The sequence below is a fragment of the Streptomyces sp. NPDC002088 genome (assembly GCF_040296605.1).
GTDB lineage: Bacteria > Actinomycetota > Actinomycetes > Streptomycetales > Streptomycetaceae > Streptomyces.
Genome location: NZ_JBEOXO010000001.1, coordinates 298,562 through 321,897, shown reverse-complemented (window position 1 = coordinate 321,897; position 23,336 = coordinate 298,562). Strand labels below are relative to the sequence as shown.

Genomic DNA, 23,336 nt, shown 5'->3' with positions numbered 1-23,336 from the left:
CAGGTCGCGCTGAGAGCACTGTCACGTGAGCATGACGAGCCCCTTACGCCAAGTCACTCATGAGAAGGTCCAAGGCTGACTCCTCGTGCAGGGCGATGCCCAGGATCTCCATGGCGGACGCCAGTTCGGAGTCCCAGCAGGCCTCGACGGGAGTACCGGTGAGAGGCAGATGCGGGGCTCCCTGTAGCTGCGTACGTGCTGCGAGGTACTCGTAGTCGGCGGCTGTCATGCGCCAGGGCGTCGTCGCCTCGTACCGGCCCACGACGCGGTTGGCCAGGGCGATCCCTGCCCAGTCGAAGTCGCCGTGGTAGGCGAAGACACAGTCGGCTGCGGCCAGCGCGTCCAGGAGGGTGAGGACGACCGTCGTCGCGCTGCCCGAGGTACAGATCAATGGCGCGGTGCAGCCGGCGTCCGCTGCGGCCTCCACGACACGCGGGTTCTCGCAGACGTGGACGCGGGTTCGCGGGGGCAGCCGCAGGCGCAGGGTGCGTAGTTCGCGCAGGGTCAGATGCGTCTCCAGGCGGTGGTCGGCGCGTTCGCACAGAGTCGTCTCCTGCCACGTGCCGCCGGTCGGGCGAAGGCCATAGGTCAGGACCGTGCTGGAGACCTCGTCGGGAGTGACCGAGGCCCGGCGCCACAGGGCGCGGCGGCCCGGGGCGTCGGTCGGGAACTCGACACCCCGGGCCAGGGCGATGCCGCGCAGGACCAGTCGGGCCAGCAGGGTGCCGTCGTCCAGACCGTGGGCCGAGCCCGTGGTGCGGGTGGCGAGTTCGCCGCGGCCCCAGGTGGCGGGCGTGGGGTCGGGCCCCTTGCCGGGGAAGAGGGTCCCGAGGGTCTGGATGGCCTGGCTCACGGTGGTGAGCGCAGGGCCGGGTGACGGGCGGGTGAGTGTGCCGCTCCGCCGTATCTCCTCCAGCCACCGGCGGGCCCAGGGCTGGTCGGCCAGCGGCGTGCCGGCCAAGACCGCTTCCGCCGCGGACCACAGGCGGGTGCGTTCGGCCGCCGCCGCGTCGCGGGCCGCACGGCGGTCGGTCAGGGGCGGGCCCAGTTCCGTCAGGGTCGCGGCGAGGCCTCGGCCGACCGCGCTGGCGCGCAGGCGGGTGTCCAGGTCCGGCAGGCGGATCGTGGCGGTGGGGGCGGTGATCGGCCTGGCCAGAAGGAGGGACAGGGCCTCGCGCTCGCGTGCGTCCAGGTGCTCGAGTCTGATGCTTCCGGCTGGTTGGAGGCCGTTGCGTTCGAGACGGGTGCGGGCCGCCGCCCAGAGGCGGGTGAGACCGGGCCGGGTGAGAAACGCGAGGGTGTCGGTGTCCGGGGGATGTTCGTCGGCTCGCTCGGGCCCCCTCATACCGGCATCAGCCTCCTGTGCCGTCCGTTCCACGTGTAGTGCAGCGTCGCCACGCCTCGTACGTGTGGGTCGCGCAGGCACTCGTAGATGTGCAGCGACGGCACGTCGGGCCAGTTGCCGATGAGGCGTTCGCTGGTGAGGACGAAGTCCAGGTCCAGGTCGACCAGGATGCGGCCGAGGCGAGCGTGGGTGGGCTCGTCGACCTTGGCGAACGCGTCGTCCAGGAGGATCAGGCGGGGCGCGTGCGGGGCCGACTCCGCGAGGCTCGTGAAGTGGGCGGCCGCGGCGGCGAAGAGGACCAGGTACGACAGGACGCGTTGCTCGCCCTGGCTGAGCCCTGTGCGGCCGGAGAGTTTACGGCGGCTGCCGGGGGCGGCGTCGTTCACGACCCAGGGGGTGAAGGTGAACCAGTCGCGGTAGTCGAGGGCGGTGCGCAGGTGGGCCGCGTAGCCCGCGCCCGGGTCGGCGCGGCGGGCGTCCTCGATGCGGCGCTGGAGTACGTCGCGGAGCTGCTCGGACTGGGCGCGGGTGCGCAGTCCCGAGGGGCTGCGCAGGAGGTCGACGGCCGCCTTGACGTCGGCTTCCACGCCGTCGGCCAGCTTCCAGTCGAGCGTGACGCCCAGGCCGTGCGAGGTGCGGACCGTGGACAGGGTGGCGTTCAGGGCGGCCACCAGGGCGCCCGCGGCCAGCACCTGGGTCGACAAGTGGTCACCCAGCTCTCCCGTCAGGAATCGCTGGAACACCTCGCGCTCGCGTTCCGTCAGCCGTTCGCGGGCCTCGGCCGCCTGGGCGGCGATGCGCTCGCCCACCGCGGCGATGTCGTGCGGTCCGTGGTCGTCGACGAGGCGGCAGACCTTGATGCCGTCGTGCTCCTCGAGCGTGGCGTCGTAGCCTCCGGAAAGCTGGTCGCGTAGCTCCGTGTGACGGTTGAGGAGCGTGGTGTCCGAGATGTCGCGTCGCTCCGTGTCCAGGCGGCCCTGCACGGACTCCACCAGTCGGCGCAGCGCCTTGGTGCGGTCGCGTGGGTCGTCCGCTGTGGAGTCGGCCCCGCCGTCCGTCGGACTGTCCAGGCCCGCGCCTCTGCTCACGCCTGGCAGGGACAGCCCCGCACGCAGTCGCCTGCCGCTCGCGAGCGCCTCGCCCTCCTGCGTGGCCAGCGCCTCGCGCCGTACCCTCTCGTCCTCCTCCGCGCGCACCCGATCATCGTGCGCCGCGCTCATGTCCCGCTGAACGCCGGGGAGCTGGCGCCGCACAGCCTCCAGGCGGCGCTTCGACTCGTCCTCGCGGGCGAGGATCTCCTGCTCTGTCGCACCCAGGGCCTCCTCGAGGCCCCGGACCGTGCGGCGGGCGGCGTCCAGACGGGCGAGCGGCTCGGCGTAGTCGGACTCCGCTTCCCGGCAGGACGTCAGAGCGCGCTCGTAGCCCTCGCGGCCCTGGCGATGGCCGTCGGCCGAGGAGGCGACCGCGCGCAGGCGTCGGCGCAGTCGTTCCGTGCCCGTGCCGAGGCGGTCGAGGGCGAGACGTACGGAGTCGAGTGCGTTCGGGTCGACCGGGAGGTCGTTCGCGCTCGCGGTCGCCTCGGTGTCACGCCGGGCGGCTACCGCGCGGGCGCGCGCCTGCTCCGCCTCGCGGGCGGCCCCGGACGCCTTGCCGGCCAGCACCTGTGCGGTGCGCTCGGCCTCGGCCGCGCGGGCCCACGCGTCGGTCAGCCGGCGGGCCGTGGGCGGGTGGCTCAGGGTGTCGGCCACCTGCCTGCGGTGCTCCGTCAGGATCCGCAGACCGCTCTCCTGCTCGGTCAACCTCTCCTGTACGGCGGCGAGTTGCCGGTCGAGTTCGGCCAGGGCCCGGCGGCGGGTCTCGGCGCGCACCTGGGCGCCGACGTACTCGGCGGTCTGCTTGGTGTGGCGTCCGCGGACGACGCCCAGCTGCCAGGAACCGTCGGTGCCGACCGCGGAGTCCGCCGTCGTACCCGGGCCCACCTCGGTGACCAGGGCCACCGCCCGCAGCGCGCTCTCGACCTGCTCGGCCGTCACTCCGCTGTCCGGCGCCGCGACCGGGCGCAGTACCTCGGCGAGCGTGGGTCCGGCAGGTGGTACGCCGGGGGTGAGGAGGGTGTCCCGGGTGGCCGGGTCCAGGACGGTGCCGTCGGCGCACATCCATGCGTCGAGCAGGCCGCTGGCTTCGAGTGCGGCTTCCAGGCCTGCCCGGACCGCCGCCTCCACGTCCTCCGCGAAGTCGACGAGGCGGTACAGGGGTGCGCCGGTGCCGGGTGTGCGGGGTGCTTCGCGGTGGGGCGGGGGCGGGGGCGCGGGGTCGGTGCGGCGTTCCCAGTCGTTTCGCTCACGCCGCAGGCGGTCCTGTTCGGCGGCCAGCTCGCGGATCGTCACAGCGCGGGCGTCACGCTGCTCGCCGAGTTCCGCCAACCACGGGTCGACGGCCGACCGGGCGGTGTCGGCCACCTCGTCGGGGGTGTGGGCGGGCAGCGGGCCCTCCGCGGGGTCGTGAGCGGTCAGGGCGCGCACGCTGTCGAGGGACACGCCGGTGAGGCTCTGCAGTCGCTCGGTCCAGGTCCGGACGGCGTCGGAGTACGCCACCCCCTCGCGCGCCGTGTCCTCCCGGCGGCGTCCGACCCGCGAACGTGCCTCTTCCGCCTGCTCCTCCAGGCGCTCCCGGGCGGCATCGGCCTCGCTCGCCTCTCGCTGGGCCCGGCGCGACTGCTCCATGAGCGCGATCAGCTCGGTCACGGCTCGGGCACGGTTCCTGATCACCGGCCCCGCGGCCTCCAGTTGGGTGTCCCAGCTGTGCAGGGCGCCCGCACAGGCCTCCGTGTCGAGGGCCAGCACCTCGCTGTGGCGGACGAAGTGGAAGTCGCCGTCCGGAGCCGTCAGTTCGACCGCCGCTGCGGCCGCGACCGGGGTGACCGGAACCACCGTCGGCTCTCCCAAGTGCACGGGGTCGAGCCCGGACCGCTCCGCCTCCCGCAGCAACTCGCCGTACGCCGTTGCGAGTTCCGCCAACTCCTCGCTGAACCTTCCGCCGTCGTCGGTGAGACGCCGTCCTGCCTCTTCCAGGCTGCTGTGGGCCTGGCGCAGGGCTTTGAAGGCGGTCGCCGCCGCGCTGTGCAGGGCGGTCACCGTGGCGCGTCTCTCCGCCAGTTCCTTCAGGCCGCGGTAGGCGGCACTGTCGTGCAGGGCGGCGAGGTCCGTCTCGGCCGCCTCCTGCTCCGCCTCGAGGGCTTCGAGGCGGGCGGCGAGTTCGTCCTCGCTCGTGCGGAGCTGCGCCGCCTTCTTCGCCGCCTCGCCCGCCGCACGCCGGTGCTCCGCCAGCCGTTCCAGTTCCCCGCTCACCTGACCGGCCCGGCGGCGCAGCACTCCGTGCAGATAGCCGCGGTAGCCCTTGAGGAAGGTCCGCAGTGCTTCGTCGGTCCGTTCCAGACGCCCGAGGTCGGTCCGTACGGCGTCCAGATCGTCGAGGTTGCGGGCCACCGTCTCCACGATCTCGTCGTCGAGCGCGGGCAGCGTCTCCGCGAGGACGGAGACCAGGCCGCCGGAGTCGATGCGGTCGCCGATGGTGGGGCGGCGCAGACGGTGCAGCAGGTGGAGCAGGTTGCGGTAGCGCGCCGGGTCGGCGAGGCCGAACAACTGGCGGGCGACCCGGGCCCGGTGCTCCACCGCGCGGTCGGTGACGTTCTCCGCGCCGATGAGCGACTTGAGCTGGTCGACGGGAAGCGGCTGGCCTGCGGGGGCCAGATGCAGCTCCTCGCCCACCCGCTTCGGGGTGACGAAGAAGAACGGCTTGGCCGTCCTGGTCGACCGGGAGGCGCGGACGGCCGCCCCGAGGGTGAGGTGGCGGTCGTTCCCCTCCTCGTCCGTCCGCACGAACTCCACCCACAGATAGCCCAGTCGGTTGGTCTGCTCGAAGCCGTCGAGCATCAGCCACAGGAGGGTGGTCCGGCCCGTGCCGGTGGCGTCCAGGGCACGGGCATCCCCGTCGAGGAGGTACGGCAGCAGCATCTCCAGGGCCTTGGACTTGCCCGCGCCGTTCTTGCCGCGCAGCAGCAGACGGCCGTCGCCGAAGGAGAACTCCTGCTCGTCGTACTGCCAGACGTTCCGGATGCCGGCGCGGTGCAGGCGGTGACGGTGCGGGGACGGGAGGCTGTTCACCAGGGCGGCTCCTGAGTGATGTGGTCCGCTGCGGACTGTTCGGTACGGGACTTGACGGCCACCGTGGTGGCGAACCGGGCGGCCGCGGCGAGCAGCACCCAACCGCCACCGTCCGGCCCGCGGGCGCCCGAGACGTCCGTGACGGGCCGGCCGTCCGGCGCGGCGTCCTCGTATCCCTCGGGCAGGCCGTGGCCGTCGGCGCGTACCGGACCGGCGGGCGCCACCAGGCGCATCCGGACAAGGAGGTCGAGTACGGCGGTGAGCAGCCCGTCCCGGTCCTCCAGGAGGCCGCGCTGCCAGTTGCCGCGCCGGCCGTACTCCTCGATCAGCTCGTCGAGCAGTTCGGGCAGCAGCCCGTCCGGGACGGGCACGCCGATGACCAGCCGCCCGCCGACCGCGGGGTGGCCCGGATCCTCCGGGCGCAGTCGGCCGACCAGCCGCTCCACCAGCAGCAGCGCGGCCTGGGCGACCGTGCCGGTGCCGGGCAGGTGCAGATCGGTGAGTTCGTCGTCCGGGTCGACGAGGGCGATGCCCTCGGCGCGGATCTCGGCCTCCAGACCCAGCAGTTCGGAGAAGGCCTGGGACTCGCGCCGCTGCCGGGTCCGCAGCCATTCGCGCTCGGCGCCGGTGAGGTCGTCGAGGTGGACGACGGGAGTCTCGACGAGGCGCCTGCGGACGTACGTACGCGGGCCGCCGAAGCCGGGGTCGGCGGCGCGGCGTACGAGATCCGCTCCGTCGCGGCTCTGGGCCAGCGGGCCGGCCACGACCGCGCGGGCGATCTCGCGGTCCACGGTCAGCAGCGCCTCACCACCCCGCTCCTCGGCGACGGCCGCGACGTGGCCCTCGGTTTCCGCCAGGACGCCCCAGTCGACGAGTTGCCGCAGGGCGGCGGCGAGCGTGCGGCGTTCCGCCTGCCGCCCGGTGTCGCTGATCTCGATCCCGGCGTCCACGGCCGCGGCCCGCAGGTCGGCGACGAGCTGGGAGAGCAGGAGCTGTTCCGGGGCGGTGACGAGGACTGACAGGGCCAGAGCCAGGCAGGCGTACGTCCGTGGGGTGAACGGTGTGCCGGTGGACGGCCGCTCCAGGCGGTGGCCCGAGCCGGGGCCGAGGCCCGCCTTGAACAGGCGGGCGTACGACGCTTCGACCAGGAGTCGGTAGCCGAACACCTGCTGGAAGCGCTGGGCCAGCCAGTCGGCGTGGCGCCGGATCAGCGGGAAGGTGTCGTTGTACGGGCCGTCGCTGGTGACCAGGGGGTGGGCCAGCAGCAGGCGGGCTGCGGTGCGTCGCTCGGCGGCGAGTGCGACGTCGTGCGCGGAGGGCAGGGTCATCAGGCGCTCGCCTCCTCAGCGGCGGGCTGCGAGGCGCTCTCGACGGCCAGGGTGAGGTCGTCCGCCGTCAGGTCGCCGTCCACGGAGCGCAGGAGTGTGTGCCGGCCCGGAGTGCGCCACGCGGTCAGCCTGATGCCCAGGTCGGCGTCGCTCACCTGCGCGCCGTCGAGCAGGAAGTCACCGGCGGCCCTGTCGCCCCTGTCGCTCTTGTCGCCCTTGTGCAGTTGGGCGTTGCCGAGGGCGGTGGTGAGGAGTTCCAGCAGCAGTCGCATGGCCGCTGAACCCAATCTGACCTGATCGAACCGGCCGGAGGCGCTGCGTAGTTCGGCGGCCGCGGCCTGGCGGGCAGCGGCCTGTTCGCGCGCCTGCTCCATGAGACGGCGCTTCTGCTCGCCGTGGTCCTCCACCGCCGCGGCCCGCCCGCGCGGAGCCCGGCTGCCGCGCTCGCGCAACGCCACCGGTACGTCCACGACGGGTCCGGTCCACCAGCTCACGTACGCCGGTACGGAAAGGTCGGGATCCGGCGCCACCCCCAGATGCCGTGCTCCGTACAGCCCGAAGGCGGCGACCGCGATGTCGTGGGCCTCCTCGGGTTCCGCGGCGTCGAACCAGGCCGCGAGCCTGAGCAGGTCCTTGCGGCGGGACATCTCTCCGGACGCCGAACGCAGCATCCGCTTGGCGTTGGCGAGCAGCGACTGCAGGGCGCGCAGGGTCGCGTCCCGGAGCTGGTCGACCTGGCTGCCGTGCCCTTCACTGTCGGCGAACCAGTCGCGCAGTCCCTGCCAGTCCGTCAGGTCCCGCCCCCGGCTGCGCTGCACGCGCGTCTCGGGCAGCGCGCCGGACAGTGCTCCGAGGCCTGCCGCGTGTGCGTCGATGCGGCTCAGCAGAGTGGGCAGGTGGGGCCAGATCGCCCGCAGGTGTGCGGCGATGCGCGGGGCGCGGAAGGACACGTCCTCGGTGATCGCCTCCACGTAGTCGAGCAGCAGCTCCTTGAACCCCTGGTACTCGGCTCCGTCGAGGTCGTAACGGGCGAGCACTTGGCCCAGGTAGGCGTAGAAGTCCCTTACCGACTCGGCGAATTCGGCGAACTGTACGAAGAGGGTGCTGATCTTCTCCAGCGCCTGCTGCGGGTCCGCCCCGCCCGGCGCGGCTGCCATGGCGGCGATCTCGCGCAGGCCCCGGTCGACGAGCGTGAGCAGCTCGCTGCTGACCTCGCGCGCGGCGTCCGCTCCGGCCAGCACCTCGTCCGCGTCGCGCTGCACCCGCTCTCCCAGCTTGGACAGCTGGTAGCGGGACCGGGAGCGCTGGTACTCGGCGATACTGCTCGCCCTGACCGTGTGCGTGCTGCGCAGCAGGTTGCCCCAGCGCACGAGCTGTTCGAGCCGGGCGGTGAGGGTCTCCGCGTCGAGCACTGCCGCCGGGTTGCCCGGACTGCCCGCCTGGGCCAGCTTGGCGAGCACGTCGGGTACGGCCAGATCCGCGAGCAGTGTGCCGCAGAACACCCGCATCACCGCGACGTACTCCAGGCGTTCGGGCGCACTGAGATAGGCGTATGCGCTCAGCCGGTCCCAGGTCTCGGTGCCGCGCCCCTGATCGGCAAGTTCCTCGTGCAGTTCGTCCCCCTTCATACCGCCGAGCGTACGGACCACCACTGACACTCCGGAGAGAGTCGGGGAAAACCGGCCACCATGGGGGACGAATCTACTTGTTGCCCGATTTGACGATCGCCTGGCCGTGAAGAGTGGATCGTCGACTGAGTTCGTGAGCGAGCGCGAGAGCGTGGGAAGCGCCTGGCCGTACTCTCGCTGTGCCGTGGCGGAAATGGTCGAGGTTGACCCTCGACCTTGTCGAGGGGCCAGAGTTCCGGGTGTGGAGAACGAGATGCACAGCATTGGGGAGATGGCCCGGGACGGCGGACTGAGCGTGAGTGCGCTCCGGTTCTACGACCGGGCCGGTGTGCTGGTCCCCGCCTGGGTGGACCCGGTCAGCGGCTACCGCTGGTACGAGCCCGAGCAGCTGGAGGAGGCTCGGTTGCTGGCCCGTCTGCGCCGGGCAGGCATGCCTCTGGCGGACATTCGACTCGTCCTGGCCGGCTGGTCCAGCGCGGACACGGACCTGGTACGGGGTCTCCTCGAGGCGCATCTGCGCCGTCTCGAACTGGGGTTGTCCGATGCCCGCAGTGAGTTCTCCACGCTCCGAGCTCTACTCGACCGCAGGGAGAACCCCATGGCCTCGCTCCACACCGCCACCACCCAGCTGTCCGTCCCCGCGACGGAGTTGGCCGCCGCGCTGGACGCGGTCCGTTTCGCTGCCGGTACCGACGCGGAGCTGCCGATGCTCGGCGGGATCCTGTTCGACATCGAGGGCGAAGGACTCCACATCGTGGCCACCGACCGGTACCGGATGGCCGTCGCGCGGGCCCGTGCGACAGGGCACGGCGGCTCTCGCGTGCAGACCGTCGTGCCTCTTCCGCTCGCCGACGCGATGCGGGCCTTGCTGACCGGCGAGGAACCTGTCCGGCTCACGGTGGACGGTGACCGCGTCACGCTCGAGACCGGGGATCGGCAGACGGCCGGGCAGAGCCTCGGCCACGAGTTCCCCGACTACCGTCGCCTTGTCCACCTCCCGGCCGGTCACCGGGCCCACATCGATACGGTGGTCTTCCGGAAGGTGCTGGAGACCGGTCCCGTCCGCGCGGGCGAGACGCGCAAGCAGGACGACGAGCCCCAGGCCCTCAGCGTGCTCAGGGTGACGGAGAACGGGACCGTGATCGTGTGCGACGACGGTGACGACGACCAGAACAACGTCGCCGTCAACCGCGAGTTCCTGCTGCACGCGCTCGCCGCCGGAGCCCGGGACGAGTTGGTCCTGGAGCTGGGCGCTCCCACGGCACCGATCGCTGTCCGCCGTCCCGACGACGAGGACAATTTCTCGATCCTGATGCCGGTCCGCCTGGAGAACTAGTCTCCGCACAGGCCGGTTTGGTCCTTTTCTCCATCCGCCTGTCCCAGTCCCGCGCCGGTGTCACGGCACCTCGTGCCGTACGAGTGCCCTCGCGAAGGCCTAGGCTGCCGGGGCGGATCGCGTTGGACGCGAGCTCGGCCGTGACGAGGGCGACGGTACGAGGCGGGTCGGAGCCGTGCGGGAGTCCCGTCCACTCGGTGAACTGCTGGACGGCGAGCCGGCGGGCCAGGAGGGCGCCGCGTCTGGTGCTGCTCAAGCGCAGCGTCAGTTGGAGGGTGACGGTAGGTCACGACCCGGAACGGGTGCGTGCAGACGCCCGCCAAGGTACGGCGGGCGTCCCATCTTCAACTACGCGGCGCCCTCCTCCGACTACGCGACCGCCTCCGCCGCCTCCGTGATCTCCATCGCCGCGATCTCCGTTGCGCCGTCGCCGCCGCGCTGTGCGAACTGGGTGCGGTACAGCTCCGCGTAGCGGCCGTCGGCCGCCAGGAGTTCCTCGTGTGTGCCGCGTTCCACGATGTGGCCGGACTCGATCACCAGGATCAGGTCCGCCGCGCGCACGGTGGACAGGCGGTGGGCGATCACGATCGCGGTGCGGTCGGCCAGGGCCTCGGTGAGTGCCTCCTGGACGGCCGCTTCCGAGGTGTTGTCGAGGTGGGCGGTGGCCTCGTCGAGGATGACGACGCGCTGGCGGGCGAGGAGCAGGCGGGCGATGGTCATGCGCTGGCGTTCGCCGCCGGAGAGGCGGTAGCCGCGTTCGCCGACGACCGTGTCGAGGCTGTCGGGCAGGGAGCGTACGAGGTCGTCGAGGCGGGCGCGGCGCAGGGCGTCCCACAGTTCGTCCTCGGTGGCGGTGGGGCGGGCCAGCAGCAGGTTGGCCCGGACCGAGTCGTGGAAGAGGTGGCCGTCCTGGGTGACCATGCCGAGGGTGCCGCGCAGGGAGGCGGCGCTGAGGTCGCGGACGTCGACGCCGCCGAGGCGTACGGCGCCCTCGTCGACGTCGTACAGACGCGGGAGGAGCTGCGCGATCGTGGACTTGCCGGCGCCGGAGGAGCCGACGAGGGCGATCGTCTGGCCGGGTTCGGCGCGGAAGGAGACGCCGTGCAGGACCTCGGCGCCGCCGCGGGTGTCCAGCGACGCGACCTCCTCCAGGGATGCCAGGGAGACCTTGTCGGCGGAGGGGTAGCCGAAGCGGACGTCGTCGAACTCGACGGCGACCGGGCCGTCGGGCACCCGGCGGGCGTCGGCCTTGTCCTCGATGAGCGGCTTGAGGTCGAGCACCTCGAAGACCCGCTCGAAGCTGACGAGCGCACTCATCACCTCGACGCGGGCCCCGGCGAGCGCGGTGAGCGGGGCGTAGAGGCGGGTCAGCAGCAGGGCCAGGGAGACGACCGCGCCCGGCTCCAGGGTGCCGCGCAGGGCGTACCAGCCGCCGAGGCCGTAGACGAGGGCCAGGGCGAGGGCCGAGACCAGCGTGAGGGCGGTCATGAACACCGACTGGGCGGTGGCCGTGCGGACGCCGATGTCCCGGACGAGGCCGGCGCGGGCCGCGAACTCCGCGGACTCCTCCTCCGGGCGCCCGAAGAGCTTGACGAGGGTGGCGCCGGGGGCGGAGAAGCGTTCGGTCATCCGGGTGCCCATGGCCGCGTTGAGCGCCGCCGCCTCCCGCTGCATACGGGCCATGCGGCTGCCCATGCGCCGGGCGGGCAGCACGAACACGGGGAGCAGCACGAGGGCGAGCAGGGTGATCTGCCAGGACAGGGTGAGCATGACGGCGAGGGTGAGCAGCAGCGTGACCAGGTTGCTGACCACTCCGGAGAGCGTGTTGCTGAACGCGCGCTGGGCGCCGATGACGTCGTTGTTGAGACGGGAGACGAGCGCTCCCGTACGAGTGCGTGTGAAGAACGCGACCGGCATCCGCTGCACATGATCGAACACAGCCGTCCGCAGATCGAGGATGAGTCCCTCGCCGAGCGTCGCCGACAGCCGTCTGCCGAGGATGCCGAGCGCGGCCTCCAGCACCGCGATGAGCGCGATGAGCAGGGCGAGCCGGACAACCGTGCCCTCGTCGCCCTTCGACACGATCGCGTCCACGACGCGTCCGGCCAGAACCGGTGTCGCCACGGCAAGCAGTGCGGTCACCACTCCGAGCAGGACGAACAGCGCGATGCGGCGGCGGTGCGGGCGGGCGAACGCGCCGATGCGGCGCAGTGTCGCGCGGGCGTAGGGGCGGCTTTCCTGCTGGGCGTGCATGACGCTGTACAGCTGCGTCCAGGCGGTGGTTTCCATGCTCATGAAAGAGAACTTAGAACCTCAAGCTTCGTTGAGGTCAATGTCCGGCCGACTTTCGCGCAGACGAAGGACCCGATGACCCTTCCTCCCCAGTCGCTTCCCGTCCGTAAGCCGACGTCCCCGCTGCCGCAACCCGGCGTTGACGTGGTACGGAAACCCTCTCCCGATGTGAGACGTGTCCCGGCCCGCAAGCTCCTGTGCCTGCTCCCGCTCCTGCTCCTCACCGCGGTCGCGGTCCAGCACCGGTCGGTGCTCGCCGAGGGCTTCGGCCAACTGAGGAGCGCCGAGTGGCCCTGGCTGCTGGCCGCGGCCGGTGCGACCTGTCTGACCTGGGTCGCCGCGGCCTTCACCCGGCAGGGCGCGGTCGTCGAGCGGCTGCCGAGACGGCGGCTGCTCGCCACCCAGTTCGCGGCGGGCGCGGCCAACCACCTGCTGCCCACCGGGCTGGGCGCGAGCGCCGTCAACCTGCGCTTCATGACGGTGTGCGGGGTGCCGCTGGCCCGCTCCTCGGCCGCCCTCGCGTTGTACATGCTCGCCGAGTGCGTGGGCCGGCTGGGCCTGCTGGCCGCCCTGCTCGTCGCCTTCCCGGACGCGCTGCGGATCGGCAGCCTGCTGCCGCAGGGGGCGCTCGGGCCGCTGCTGTACGCCGTCGGGGCCGCCGTGAGCGTGGCCGCGGTGGTGCTCGCGGTCGTACGGCGGCTGCGTACGGCCGTGTGCTCCTTCCTGCGCACCGCGCTGGGCGAGGCACGCTCGGTGCACGCCCGTCCGGCGCGGGCGTTCGCCCTGTGGGGCGGTTCGCTGGCGTTCCCCGCGCTCCAGGCCGCCGGTCTGGCGGCGGTGGGGCAGGCGCTGGGGCTGCCGGTGCCGCCCGCGCACATCGCGGTGGCGTATCTCGCGGCGACCGTCGCCGTGGCGCTGGTGCCCACGCCGGGCGGCCTCGGCTCGGTCGAGGCGGCCCTGGTCGTGGCGCTGGTGGCGGCGGGCGGTCCGGTGGCGGTGGCCACGGCGGTGGTCCTCGCGTACCGGATCATCACGGTGTGGCTGCCGTTGCTGCCGGGGGCGTTGACGCTGGGGGCGCTGGTGCGGCTGAAGGTGATCTGAACCTGGTGTCTGCGGTGCGCCCGGCCGTCACCAGGGCAGGGGCTTGCCGTCCCGGAAGAAGCCTCCGCTCGGGCCGTCGTCGGGGAGCGTGGCCGCCCGGACGACACCCGCGGCGCCCTCGGGGACGGGCCGGCCGCCGTGGGCCATGTCCGTGTCGGTCCAGCCCGGGCAGACGGCGTTGACGAGTACCCCGTGTCGGGTCAGCTCGCCGGCGAGGAGCCGGGTGAGGGCGTTGAGCGCGGCCTTGGAGACGCTGTGGGCGGGGGTGCCGCCGGTCATCCCCGCCAGGGAGCCGCTCTCGCTGCTGACGTTGGCCACCCGGGGGTGGGGGCTGCGCCGGAGCAGCGGCAGCAGCGCCTGGGTGACCCGCCAGGCGCCGAAGAGGTTGGTCTCCAGGGCTCGGTGGGCCTCGTCGAGGTCGGCCGACCGGGCCTGGGCCCAGGTGTCGTAGAGGATGGCCGCGTTGTTGACGACGACGTCGGTACGGCCGAGGTTGCGGGTCATCCAGTCGGCCATGGCTGCGACGCTCGCGTCGTCGGCGACGTCGAGTTGCACGGCGGTCACCCGCCGGCCGCCGGGGTCGATACGCTGGGCGGCAGCCTTGCCCGTGTCCAGGTCTCGGGATCCCAGGACCACGTGGTGGTCGCCGCGGTCCGCGAGCTGCCGTACCACCTCGTAGCCGATGCCGCGGTTGGCGCCGGTGACCCGGCGACGGACGGCGTCTGCGTACCGCCGGTGTGTCGGACTGCCATCAGAAACTCCTGTGAGTAACTCGTCTTAAACGATCTTGTCGCGCAGAAGGGGATCCCGCCATGCCGATCCGGACAGAGCGCCAGGGACACGTCACCACTGTCGTCCTCTCCCGCCCCGAGGTCCGTAACGCCGTGGACGGCCCGACGGCCGCCGAACTCGCCACCGCGTTCCGCGAGTTCGAGGCGGACGACGAGGCGCGGGTGGCGGTGCTGTGGGGCGAGGGCGGTACGTTCTGCGCGGGCGCCGACCTCAAGGCGATGGGGGGCGGGCGCGGCAACCGGGTCGCCGAGGACGGCGACGGCCCGATGGGACCGACCCGGATGCGGCTGTCCAAGCCGGTGATCGCCGCCGTCGCCGGGCACGCCGTGGCCGGGGGCCTGGAACTGGCGCTCTGGTGCGACCTGCGGGTCGCCGAGGAGGACGCGGTCTTCGGGGTGTTCTGCCGCCGCTGGGGTGTGCCTCTCATCGACGGCGGCACGGTACGCCTGCCCCGGCTGATCGGCACGAGCCGCGCCCTGGACATGATCCTGACGGGCCGCCCGGTCCCGGCCCGCGAGGCGTACGACATGGGGCTCGCGAACCGTGTGGTCGCCACCGGCACCGCCCGCGCCGAGGCCGAGGAGCTGGCCGCGACGATCGCCCGCTTCCCCCAGGCGTGCCTGCGCGGTGACCGGGCCTCCGTCCTCGACCAGGAGGGACTGGACGAGGCCGCGGCCATGGCGGGCGAACTCCGTTACGGCGCGAGCGCGTTGGAGGAGGCGCTGGAGGGCGCTGCACGGTTCGCCGATGGTGCGGGACGGCACGGGTCGTTCGGCGACCTGTGAACCGCCGTGTGCCGCCGGCGCACGGTCAGGCGAGCGTCACCCGCACCGGACCGCCCTTCGGATCGACCCGCCGGGCCCAGCGGGTGGTCAGGGTCAGAGTGCGGTTCGGCAAAGCCGTACGCGTGCGCAGCCGTTCGGTGTGCAGGAGGCGGTCGTTCTGGGTGACGTGCAGGACCGGGCGCGTGAGTACGGCCGAGGTGCGCAGGACGTACGGGGTGTGGTCGGCCGGGGTGACGCGGTTCGGGGCGATCCAGCGCAGGGGCGGGGTCAGGAGCAGGGGGACGCTCTCCGGCCGGTCTCCCGTCGCCAGCCACCGCTGGATCGCGGTCGCCGCGTGCGCGCCCTCACGGGCCGCCGTGGCCGCGCTCTCCACGGCGTGCAGCACGCTGCCGACGGCGAACACGCCGGGCCGCGAGGTGTGCAGCGCGCCGTCGACGGCGGGGCCGCGGGTGCCTGGGTCCAGCAGCAGTCCGCCGCGCCGGGCCAGTTCGTGGTCGGGGACGAAGTCGCCGGTGAAGACGACCGTGTCGCAGGCGAGCGTGGTCGTACGGCCGTCACGGTGGCGGACACGGACGCCGGACAGACGTCCGTGGCCGACGAGTTCGGTGACCTCGGTGTCGGTCAGCAGGGGAACACGGCGCCGGAGCCGGGCGTCCAGGGCACGTGCCTCGCCCGTCTGGGCGCATGGCAGGTCGGTGAGCATCGCGACGACCAAGGCTCCGGCGGCCCGTACGGTGTCGGCAGCCGCGTAGGAGACGTCCTCCGCGCCCACCACCACCGCGCGCGTGCCGATGTGCTGCCTGTACAGGTGAACCGCCTGCTGGAGTTCCCCGGTGGTGTACACGCCGGCCGGCCGGGTGCCCGGCACCAGCCGTGCGGCGCGCGGCCGTTCGCGGGCGCCGGTGGCCAGGACGACCGCGCGGGCGCTGATCGTCTCCGGGCCACCGGGACTGATGGTGTGCAGGGACAGCGGTCCCGCCCAGTCGAGGGCCGTCACACCGGTGCGGACGGCCGCTCCGACCTGTTCCGCCGCAGTGACCAGCAGGCGGGCGTACTCGGGACCGGTCAGCGGGTGCAGCAGGGTGCCGTAGCCACCGTGCGCGCAGTGGCGGGGTATTCCCCCGGCCTGCTGCTCCCGGTCCAGCACCTCGACCCGGCCCGCGCCCGCGGCACCGAGGCGGGCCGCGGCCGCGAGTCCTGCGGGGCCGGCCCCGACGACGAGGACGTCGACGTGGCGTACGGCCGTCATGTCCGGGCCTCCTCGAACAGCGCCCGTACCGTCGCCCCGCAGTAGAACCCCTGGCAGCGGCCCGCCCGGGCGCGGGTGCGGCGGCGCAGTCCGTCGAGGGTGTGCGGGGGGATCGTGGCGGTGAGGGCGTCGCGGATCTCGCCGTGTGAGACGCGTTCGCAGTGGCAGACGAGGCGGCCGTACTCCGGGTCGGCGGCGATGAGTTCGGGCCGCTGGTAGGGGCGCGGGAACGTCTCGCCGAGGTTGGGCATGCGGACCGGCTCCAGGTCGCGCACCGGGGCCGGGTCGAGTCCGTCGGCGGTGAGCAGTTCGACGACGTGCGCGGCGATGGCGAGGGACGCCGTCAGTCCGGTGGAGCGGATGCCGCCGACGGTGACGTACGCCTGCCCGGGGTGCGCGGAGATGCGGTAGTCCTCGTGCTCGGTGGCGGCGCGCAGGCCCGCGTAGACGGCGGTGACCTCCTCGTCCGGCAGCTCCGGCAGGATGCGGTGGCCCTTCTCGAGCAGTCGGGCGAGCCCTTCGGCGGTCGAACCGGTGGCCTGCTTGTCGTCCAGGTCCTCCGCCGTGGGGCCGAGGAGCACATTGCCGTACACCGTGGGGGCGACCAGGACGCCCTTGCCGAGTGCCGTGGGGACGGGCAGCAGGATGTGGCGGACCAGGTCGCGGGCGGGCTTGTCGAAGACGACGAGCTGGCCGCGGCGCGGGGTGACGGTGAAGTCGTGGTGGCCGAGCCGGCGGTCGAGGGTGTCGGAGTGCAGACCGGCCGCGTTGACCAGCCGGCGGGCGCGCACCTCACCCCGGGTGGTGGTGAGGACATGGATGCCGCCTTGCCGACTTGTCTGCTGCACCAGGGAGTTGAGGTGCAGGTCGACCCCGTGCCGGACCGCCTGGGTGGCGTACGCCAGGGTCGTCGTCCAGGGGCAGATGATGCTCTCGCCGGGCACGTGCAGGGCACCCAGCGCGCCGGGGCCGAGGTGCGGCTCACGGTCGTACAGCTCGGCGGGGTCCAGCAGACGGGCGGCGCGGTAGCCGTTGCGCTCGGCCTTGTGCACGAGGCTGGGCAGGGCGGCGAGCTGTTCCTCGTCCCAGGCGACGAGGAGCGCCCCGACCGGTTCGAGGGGGATGCCGGACTCGGCGGCGTACGCGGTCAGCAGCCGTGCGCCCTCGCGGACGAGGCGGGCCTCCAGGGAGCCGGGAGCGGCGTCGAAACCGGTGTGCAGGATCGCGGTGTTGGCCTTGGAGGTGCCCTGGCCGACGTCGTCCTGAGCCTCGACGAGGGCGACGCGCAGCCCGGGACGGCGAGCGAGTTCCCGGGCGATCGCACAGCCGACGACTCCTGCACCGACGACCACCACGTCGTACGCCGTCGAGGGCAGCGCCCCTTGCGCGGTGACCGTCATGCGGGCGCCCCGTCGAGGAGGGCGGTCACGGCGGCGCGAAAGGCGGCGAGGTCTTCGGCAGTCGCGTCGTACGCCGCCGCAGGCAGCGCACCTCCCCCGGTGACCGTCATGCGGGCGCCCCGTCGAGGAGGGCGGTCACGGCGGTACGGAAGGAAGCGCGGCGTTCGGCCGCCTCGTCGGGCGTGATGCGGGGCTCGTAGACGGCGGCGGGCTTCCAGTCCGGCAGGGCCTGGGCGACCGTCAGACCGGGGGTGGCGCCGAGGCGGGCCAGGGTGCCCGCGCCGAGGGCGGTCGCGTCGGGGAGCGGGGAGACCTCGACGGGGCGTTGCAGCAGGTCGGCCTGGGTCTGCATGAGGAGGGCCGAGCGGGTCAGGCCGCCGTCGACGCGCAGTCCCGTCAGTGGGGCGCCCTGGTCGGCCGCGGCGGCGTCGGCGAGTTCGGTGACCTGGGCGGCGAGGCCCTCGCACAGGGCGCGCACCACGTGCCCCGGGCCGGTGTCGAGGCCGAGTCCGGTGAGCGAGCCGCGCACATCGCCGCGCCACCAGGGTGCGGCGAGGCCGGCCAGCGCCGGTACGAAGGTGACACCGCCGCTGTCGGGGACGGCGCCGCCCACGCGGTCGAGGTCGGCGGCGCCGGTGATGACGCCGAGGTCGGCGAGCCAGCGGACAGCGGAGGCGGCCGTGTAGACCTGGCCGTCGAGGCAGTAGCCGGTGCGTCCGGCCAGCCGCCAGGCGACGCAGCTGACCAGTCCGGAGGTGCCGCGCCTGGGGGTGTCGCCGGTGTGGGCGAGGAGGAACGCGCCGGTCCCGTAAGTGCACTTGGCACCGCCGGGCGCGGTGACGCGCTGGGCGAGCAGGGCGGCCTGCTGGTCGACGACGAGGCCGGTGAGCGGGATCTCGGGGCCGAAGGCGGTGGTGGTGCCGACGGAGGTGGCGTTGTCGACGACGTCCGGGAGGCGTTCGCCGGACAGCCCGTACAGGTCGAGGGCGCGGGGCGACCAGGTGGCGTGGTCGAGGTCGAGGAGCTGGGTGCGGCCGGCGGTGGCGGCGTCGGTGACGTAGGCGCCGGTGAGGCGGTGGACGAGCCAGGAGTCGCTGGTGGTGACGACTCCCTCGGAGGTGAGGTGACGTCGTATCCAGGCCATCTTGGGTGCGGCGAAGTAAGGATCGAGGGGAAGGCCGGTGAGATCGCGTAACTCGTCTGCGTGCGGGGTGAGTTCGGCGCAGACGCTCTCGGCTCGGCGATCCTGCCAGACGAGCGCGTCGGTCAGCGGACGGCCGCTCGCGGGGTCCCAGGCGAGCACGGTCTCACCCTGGTTGGCGAGGCCGAGCGCCATGACGGGTTCACCCGCCTCGGCCAGGGCGCGCGTCCCGGCCTGGACCACCGAGCCGTAGAGCTCGCCGGGGTCGACCTCGACCAGACCGCCGGGCAGATGGCGGGGGTGCACGGCGGTGAACCCGGTGCCGATGACGCCGCGTTCGGGACAGATCACCAGCGCCTTGGTGCCGGACGTGCCCTGGTCGACGGCGAGCACCGGACCTGTCATCGCGCCCCTCCCAAGTGGCCCAAGCGACCCAAGTGACCCGAGTGACTCAAGTGATCACAGTCCGACAGCCTGCCGCCGCCGCCCGTACCGCGTCAAGCGACGTCCGCCGCGGGTTCCACCTCGCCGTTCGTTGGCTGAGGGACAGTCAACTCACTTCATACATAACGAAGTTCGAGATGATCGGGAAAGCGTGGGTGATGCGGAACCGCCGCCTCTATAGTGACCGCCGTCCCGGCGCGATCTCCTCGACTGCCGCCCAGAGGAGGGCTGTTGTTACTCCACCCTGCCGTCCTGCCCTGCCCTCGTCCGGGGGCGCGCGGCTGATGGCCAGAGAAGGAGCCCGACCCGCCTACGATCCCGCAGGCCACGACTCCGCGTTGCGCGCCGCCCTCCAGGAACTGCGCACCGGGCGGTGGATGTCGATGCGCGGGCTGCTCGCCGAGACCACGGCGTGGTGGCAGTGGACGCAGCGCACCCAGGTGCTGGCCACCGCGGCCGCCGGCACCGACGTGGTGCGGGCCTGGCTCGCCGAGGAGCCGTCCAGCGTCCCGGCCGCGGTGATGCACGCCAGGGTCGCCGTCGAACGGGCGCTGCGAGCGCACCGCGAGGGCCACCGCCGTGCCCACGAGCTGTGGATCGAGGCCTGGGACGCCAGCCGGACCGCCGCCGACTCCGCTCCGCAGGACCCCGTGCCCTGGGTGTGCCTGCTGTCGCTCGCGCAACTGGACCGGCGGCTGCTGTGGGACGAGCACCGGGTGGCGGCGCCCGAACCGACGCTGCCGCCGGGCCCGTGGGGCCTGCTCGCCGAGGCCGACAAACGCGACCCGTACAACCGCGAGGCCCACCACCGCATGCTGCAGTTCCTGTACACGCACGCGGCCTCGGAGCGGCTGGCCGAGGCGACCGGCTACGCCCACCGGACCGCCGACGCGGCACCGCCGGGCTCCCCGCTGCACCTCCTGCCGCTGTACGTCCGGGCCGAGCGTTACCGGCGCGGCGGCGGGCGCGACGCCGCCCTGGACCTGCACTGGGTGGCGGAGGACGCCACCCGTGAGGCACGGCGGGCGCTGCTCTCCTGGTTCGAGCGGACCGGCGCCGACGAGCGCTCCCCGCTGGACCTCAACCATCTGGCGCACGCCCTGTGGGGCGCGCTCCGGTTCCGGGATGCCGCCCGGGTGTTCGAGGCGCTCGGGCCGTACTACACACCCGTGCCCTGGACGTACCGCACCGCGGACCGCGACCGGGCCGTGGAGGTCTTCCTCCAGGCCCGGGCGCGCTCCCGGACTGCCGCGCACGACCCCCACTGACGCCCCCCAACCGCCCGTCTCCCTCCGGAGGTTCCGCATGTCCCGCACCTCTGATCCGTCCGATCCGTCCCCTTCCCTGGAGGACTCCCGAGAAAGCCCCCTGGAGAGTTCCCCCGGGAGCTTCCCGGAGAGTCCGCGCGACGAGGAACAGCGCCTGCGTGAGCTCGGCTACCGGCCGGTGCTCGCACGCCGTATGGGCGGCTTCGGCAACTTCGCGATCAGCTTCTCGGTGATCTCGATCCTGTCCGGCTGCATGACCCTCTACGGCTTCGGCATGGGCGCCGGCGGCCCCGCCGTGATGCTGTGGGGCTGGGCCGGCGTCGGCCTGTTCGTGCTGTGCGTGGGGCTCGCGCTGGCCGAGGTCACCAGCGCGTATCCGACGTCCGGCGCCCTGTACTACATGGCCGACCGGCTCGGTGGCCGCCGCTGGGGCTGGTACACGGGCTGGCTGAATCTGCTCGGCCTGCTCGGCGCGATCGCCGGCATCGACTACGGCGCCGCCCTGTTCGCCGGCGCCTTCGCCAACCTCCAGTGGGGCTTCGAACCGACGCCCGGCAAGACGATGCTGATCTTCGTCGCGATCCTGCTGCTGCACGCCGTGCTGAACCTGTTCGGCGTCCGGCTGGTCAGCGTGCTCAACTCGATCAGCGTCTGGTGGCACCTGGCCGGCGTCGCGGTCATAGTCGGCGCGCTGGCGATCGTCCCCGACCACCACCAGTCGCCGTCCTTCGTGTTCGCGAAATTCGTCAACGACACCGGCTGGGACAACCCCGTGTACGTGGCCGCGGTCGGCCTGCTGCTCGCCCAGTACACCTTCTCCGGCTACGACGCCTCGGCCCACCTGTCGGAGGAGACCTCCAACGCCTCGGTCTCGGCGGCACGCGGCATCGTCCGCTCCATCTGGGTGTCGTGGCTCGCGGGCTTCGTCCTGCTCGCCGGTCTCACCTTCGCCATCCAGGACTACGACGCCACCCGGGCCAGTGACACCGGGGTGCCGCCCGCGCAGATCCTGCTCGACGGCCTCGGCACGGACGGCGCGAGCGCCCTGCTGATCGTCGTCATCATCGCCCAGCTGTTCTGCGGGAACGCCGAGGTCGCCGCGGCCAGCCGGATGGTGTTCGCGTTCAGCCGGGACAAGGCCCTGCCCGGGTCCGACCTCTGGCGCCGGGTCAGCAGCCGCACGCAGACCCCGGTCGCCGCCGTGTGGCTGTCGGTGGTGGTCGCCTGCCTCCTCGCGCTGCCGTCGCTGTACTCGGCGACCGCGTACGGCGCGGTCACGGCCATCAACGTCATCGGCATCACCCCCGCGTACGCCATCCCCGTCCTGCTGCGGCTGCGCGCGGGCGACCGTTTTCAGCCGGGTCCCTGGCACCTGGGCAAGTGGAGCAGGCCGATCGGCTGGATCGCGGTGGTGTGGGTGGCCTGTGTGACGGTGCTGTTCTGCCTGCCGCAGGCGTCGCCGGTGACGGTGGACACGATGAACTACGCGTCCGTGGCCCTTGCCGTCGTACTGGTCCTCGCCACCGTGTGGTGGTTCGTCGCCCGCCGTTCGTACGGGACACCCACGACCGCCGCGTACGGCTCCGACCAGGAACAGGCCGAACTGGCCGAGGGAATCGTCTGAGATCGGTCCGGGAATGGCCTGAGCTGCGCGGTCTCCCGCCGGGCCCGGTACGAACTCCTGTGCCCGATACGGCAGGATGAGCGGTCGCGCCACCCCCGAGCAAGGTGCGGGCGGCGCGACCGCACATCCCGGAATCGAGCAGGTGACAACGTGACGAGACTTCACATCCGGCCGTCCGCGGCGACTCACGCCGCAGATCGTCCCTCCGGAGGTGACAGGTGAACCGCGCAGTGACTCTCGACGACCTGATCCTCGCCGGAATCGCCCTGGCGGCGGGCCTGTTGGCGGCCTTCCTGTCGCGCACGCTGCTGCGCTGGCTGGCCAAGCACGCCAAACGCACCCGCTGGAGCGGCGACGACGTGGTCGTGGACGCCCTGCGGACCGTCGTCCCGTGGGCCGCGATCGCGGGCGGCGCCGCCGCCGCGGCCGCGGTGCTGCCCCTCACCCGATCGGTGCAGCGGCACGTCAACCAGTCCCTGACCGTGCTGCTCATCTTCGTCGTGACGCTGTCGGCGGCGCGGGTGATCGCCGGCCTGGTGCAGTCGGTCACCCAGTCCCGATCCGGCGTCGCCGGATCGGCCACGATCTTCGTCAACATCACCCGGGTGCTGGTGCTGGCGATCGGCTTCCTGGTGGTGCTCCAGACACTGGGCATCTCCATAGCGCCGCTGCTCACCGCCCTGGGCGTCGGCGGTCTGGCCGTCGCGCTCGCGTTGCAGGACACCCTGGCCAACCTCTTCGCCGGCATCCACATCCTCGCCTCCAAGACCGTCCAGCCCGGCGACTACATCCGGCTGAGCAGCGGCGAGGAGGGGTATGTCGTCGACATCAACTGGCGCCAGACGACGGTGCGCCAGCTCTCCAACAACCTGGTCGTCATCCCCAACGGACAGCTGGCGAAGACGAACATGACCAACTACACGCGTCCCGAGCAGCAGCTGACCGTCCTGGTCCAGGTCGGCGTCGCCTACGACAGCGACCTCGAGCATGTCGAGCGGGTGACCACCGAGGTGGTCGCCGAGGTGATGACCGGGATCACCGGCGCCCTGCCGGACCACGAGCCGGCGGTGCGCTTCCACACCTTCGGCGACTCGCGCATCGGCTTCACGGTGATCCTGGGCGTGGGCGAGTTCAGCGACCAGTACCGGATCAAGCACGAGTTCATCAAGCGCCTGCACCAGCGCTACCGCCAGGAGGGCATCCGGATTCCGGCGCCGACGCGGACGGTGGCGTTGCAGCAGGGGTCGGTGGTGATTCCGCAGCAGCGCACCGCGGAGGAGGCGGACGAGGTGCCCTCCGTCCGCTTCGACTGAGCCCCGTCCGCTCGAGGCCGCGCACACCCGGTACACCCCTCGGCTACTGACGGTGAACGTGGTCGCGGGAGCGACTTCCGCGACCACGGGAAATCCGCTCCGATTACATGGGCATGTCATCCACATC

Annotated in this window: 14 protein-coding genes and 1 pseudogene; 6 read left to right on the top strand and 9 right to left on the bottom strand. The window is 72.7% G+C overall.

Annotated features, from left to right (window positions below):
• Positions 1 to 43: 43 nt before the first annotated feature.
• The 4 genes from ABT114_RS01440 to ABT114_RS01425 are packed head-to-tail and all read right to left on the bottom strand — an operon-like array spanning position 44 to position 8,464.
• Complete coding sequence (locus ABT114_RS01440) at positions 44 to 1,345, bottom strand: TIGR02679 family protein (protein ID WP_351137313.1); 1,302 nt, start codon at positions 1,343 to 1,345, stop codon at positions 44 to 46.
• Positions 1,342 to 5,508 (bottom strand): TIGR02680 family protein, encoded by a 4,167-nt coding sequence (locus ABT114_RS01435; RefSeq protein ID WP_351137311.1) that lies wholly within the window; start codon positions 5,506 to 5,508, stop codon positions 1,342 to 1,344. The genes ABT114_RS01440 and ABT114_RS01435 overlap by 4 nt, the downstream gene beginning before the upstream one ends.
• Positions 5,505 to 6,836 carry a TIGR02678 family protein gene (locus tag ABT114_RS01430; protein WP_351137309.1) on the bottom strand — a complete coding sequence of 444 codons (1,332 nt, stop codon included), beginning with the start codon at positions 6,834 to 6,836 and terminating at the stop codon, positions 5,505 to 5,507. Before ABT114_RS01430 ends, ABT114_RS01435 begins: the two co-directional genes overlap by 4 nt.
• A complete protein-coding gene (locus ABT114_RS01425; protein ID WP_351137307.1) occupies positions 6,836 to 8,464 on the bottom strand; it encodes a TIGR02677 family protein in 1,629 nt (542 codons plus the stop codon). The genes ABT114_RS01430 and ABT114_RS01425 overlap by 1 nt, the downstream gene beginning before the upstream one ends.
• 253 nt (positions 8,465 to 8,717) lie before the next feature.
• Between ABT114_RS01425 and ABT114_RS01420 the strand changes: the two genes are divergently transcribed.
• Positions 8,718 to 9,800 carry a DNA polymerase III subunit beta family protein gene (locus ABT114_RS01420; RefSeq protein ID WP_351137305.1) on the top strand — a complete coding sequence of 361 codons (1,083 nt, stop codon included), beginning with the start codon at positions 8,718 to 8,720 and terminating at the stop codon, positions 9,798 to 9,800.
• A 369-nt stretch (positions 9,801 to 10,169) separates the two neighbouring features.
• Here the strand turns inward: ABT114_RS01420 and ABT114_RS01415 are convergent, their stop codons facing one another.
• On the bottom strand, positions 10,170 to 12,089 hold the full coding sequence (locus ABT114_RS01415) for an ABC transporter ATP-binding protein (RefSeq protein WP_351138179.1): 1,920 nt from the start codon (positions 12,087 to 12,089) through the stop codon (positions 10,170 to 10,172).
• 78 nt (positions 12,090 to 12,167) lie between these two features.
• On the opposite strand from ABT114_RS01415, the gene ABT114_RS01410 reads away from it, so the two are divergent.
• A complete protein-coding gene (locus tag ABT114_RS01410) occupies positions 12,168 to 13,193 on the top strand; it encodes a lysylphosphatidylglycerol synthase transmembrane domain-containing protein (protein WP_502986719.1) in 1,026 nt (341 codons plus the stop codon).
• Positions 13,194 to 13,220: 27 nt separating this feature from the next.
• On the opposite strand, the pseudogene ABT114_RS01405 reads toward ABT114_RS01410, so the two are convergent.
• A pseudogene (locus tag ABT114_RS01405) lies at positions 13,221 to 13,898 on the bottom strand (SDR family oxidoreductase); the annotation flags it as partial.
• A 107-nt stretch (positions 13,899 to 14,005) separates the two neighbouring features.
• Here ABT114_RS01405 and ABT114_RS01400 point away from each other — a divergent pair.
• Positions 14,006 to 14,770, top strand: coding sequence for a crotonase/enoyl-CoA hydratase family protein (locus tag ABT114_RS01400; RefSeq protein WP_351137301.1), 765 nt, complete (start codon positions 14,006 to 14,008; stop codon positions 14,768 to 14,770).
• Positions 14,771 to 14,795: 25 nt separating this feature from the next.
• Here the strand turns inward: ABT114_RS01400 and ABT114_RS01395 are convergent, their stop codons facing one another.
• The 3 genes from ABT114_RS01395 to ABT114_RS01385 all read right to left on the bottom strand — a co-directional run bounded on the left by ABT114_RS01395 (position 14,796) and on the right by ABT114_RS01385 (position 18,965).
• On the bottom strand, positions 14,796 to 16,019 hold the full coding sequence (locus ABT114_RS01395) for an NAD(P)/FAD-dependent oxidoreductase (protein WP_351137299.1): 1,224 nt from the start codon (positions 16,017 to 16,019) through the stop codon (positions 14,796 to 14,798).
• Entirely contained in the window at positions 16,016 to 17,419 is a 1,404-nt protein-coding gene (locus ABT114_RS01390; RefSeq protein ID WP_351137297.1) for an FAD-dependent oxidoreductase, read from the bottom strand. The genes ABT114_RS01395 and ABT114_RS01390 overlap by 4 nt, the downstream gene beginning before the upstream one ends.
• 106 nt (positions 17,420 to 17,525) lie before the next feature.
• Positions 17,526 to 18,965, bottom strand: a complete 1,440-nt coding sequence (locus ABT114_RS01385) for an FGGY family carbohydrate kinase (protein WP_351137295.1) — start codon at positions 18,963 to 18,965, stop codon at positions 17,526 to 17,528.
• Between the two features lie 323 nt (positions 18,966 to 19,288).
• On the opposite strand from ABT114_RS01385, the gene ABT114_RS01380 reads away from it, so the two are divergent.
• The 3 genes from ABT114_RS01380 to ABT114_RS01370 all read left to right on the top strand — a co-directional run bounded on the left by ABT114_RS01380 (position 19,289) and on the right by ABT114_RS01370 (position 23,209).
• Positions 19,289 to 20,272, top strand: coding sequence for a hypothetical protein (locus tag ABT114_RS01380; protein ID WP_351137293.1), 984 nt, complete (start codon positions 19,289 to 19,291; stop codon positions 20,270 to 20,272).
• 37 nt (positions 20,273 to 20,309) lie between these two features.
• A complete protein-coding gene (locus ABT114_RS01375; RefSeq protein WP_351137291.1) occupies positions 20,310 to 21,896 on the top strand; it encodes an amino acid permease in 1,587 nt (528 codons plus the stop codon).
• 218 nt (positions 21,897 to 22,114) lie between these two features.
• Positions 22,115 to 23,209: a mechanosensitive ion channel family protein gene (locus ABT114_RS01370; protein WP_351137289.1), complete on the top strand. Its 1,095-nt coding sequence runs from the start codon at positions 22,115 to 22,117 to the stop codon at positions 23,207 to 23,209.
• Positions 23,210 to 23,336: the final 127 nt, after the last annotated feature.

What these genes read in the sequence shown, in the direction of transcription:
- ABT114_RS01440 (WP_351137313.1), bottom strand. Translation starts at nt 1,345, where the DNA reads ATGAGGGGGCCCGAGCGAGCCGACGAACATCCCCCGGACACCGACACC.
- ABT114_RS01430 (WP_351137309.1), bottom strand. Translation starts at nt 6,836, where the DNA reads ATGACCCTGCCCTCCGCGCACGACGTCGCACTCGCCGCCGAGCGACGC.
- ABT114_RS01425 (WP_351137307.1), bottom strand. Translation starts at nt 8,464, where the DNA reads ATGAAGGGGGACGAACTGCACGAGGAACTTGCCGATCAGGGGCGCGGC.
- ABT114_RS01420 (WP_351137305.1), top strand. Translation starts at nt 8,718, where the DNA reads ATGCACAGCATTGGGGAGATGGCCCGGGACGGCGGACTGAGCGTGAGT.
- ABT114_RS01415 (WP_351138179.1), bottom strand. Translation starts at nt 12,089, where the DNA reads ATGGAAACCACCGCCTGGACGCAGCTGTACAGCGTCATGCACGCCCAG.
- ABT114_RS01410 (WP_502986719.1), top strand. Translation starts at nt 12,168, where the DNA reads ATGACCCTTCCTCCCCAGTCGCTTCCCGTCCGTAAGCCGACGTCCCCG.
- ABT114_RS01400 (WP_351137301.1), top strand. Translation starts at nt 14,006, where the DNA reads ATGCCGATCCGGACAGAGCGCCAGGGACACGTCACCACTGTCGTCCTC.
- ABT114_RS01395 (WP_351137299.1), bottom strand. Translation starts at nt 16,019, where the DNA reads ATGACGGCCGTACGCCACGTCGACGTCCTCGTCGTCGGGGCCGGCCCC.
- ABT114_RS01390 (WP_351137297.1), bottom strand. Translation starts at nt 17,419, where the DNA reads ATGACGGTCACCGCGCAAGGGGCGCTGCCCTCGACGGCGTACGACGTG.
- ABT114_RS01385 (WP_351137295.1), bottom strand. Translation starts at nt 18,965, where the DNA reads ATGACAGGTCCGGTGCTCGCCGTCGACCAGGGCACGTCCGGCACCAAG.
- ABT114_RS01380 (WP_351137293.1), top strand. Translation starts at nt 19,289, where the DNA reads ATGGCCAGAGAAGGAGCCCGACCCGCCTACGATCCCGCAGGCCACGAC.
- ABT114_RS01375 (WP_351137291.1), top strand. Translation starts at nt 20,310, where the DNA reads ATGTCCCGCACCTCTGATCCGTCCGATCCGTCCCCTTCCCTGGAGGAC.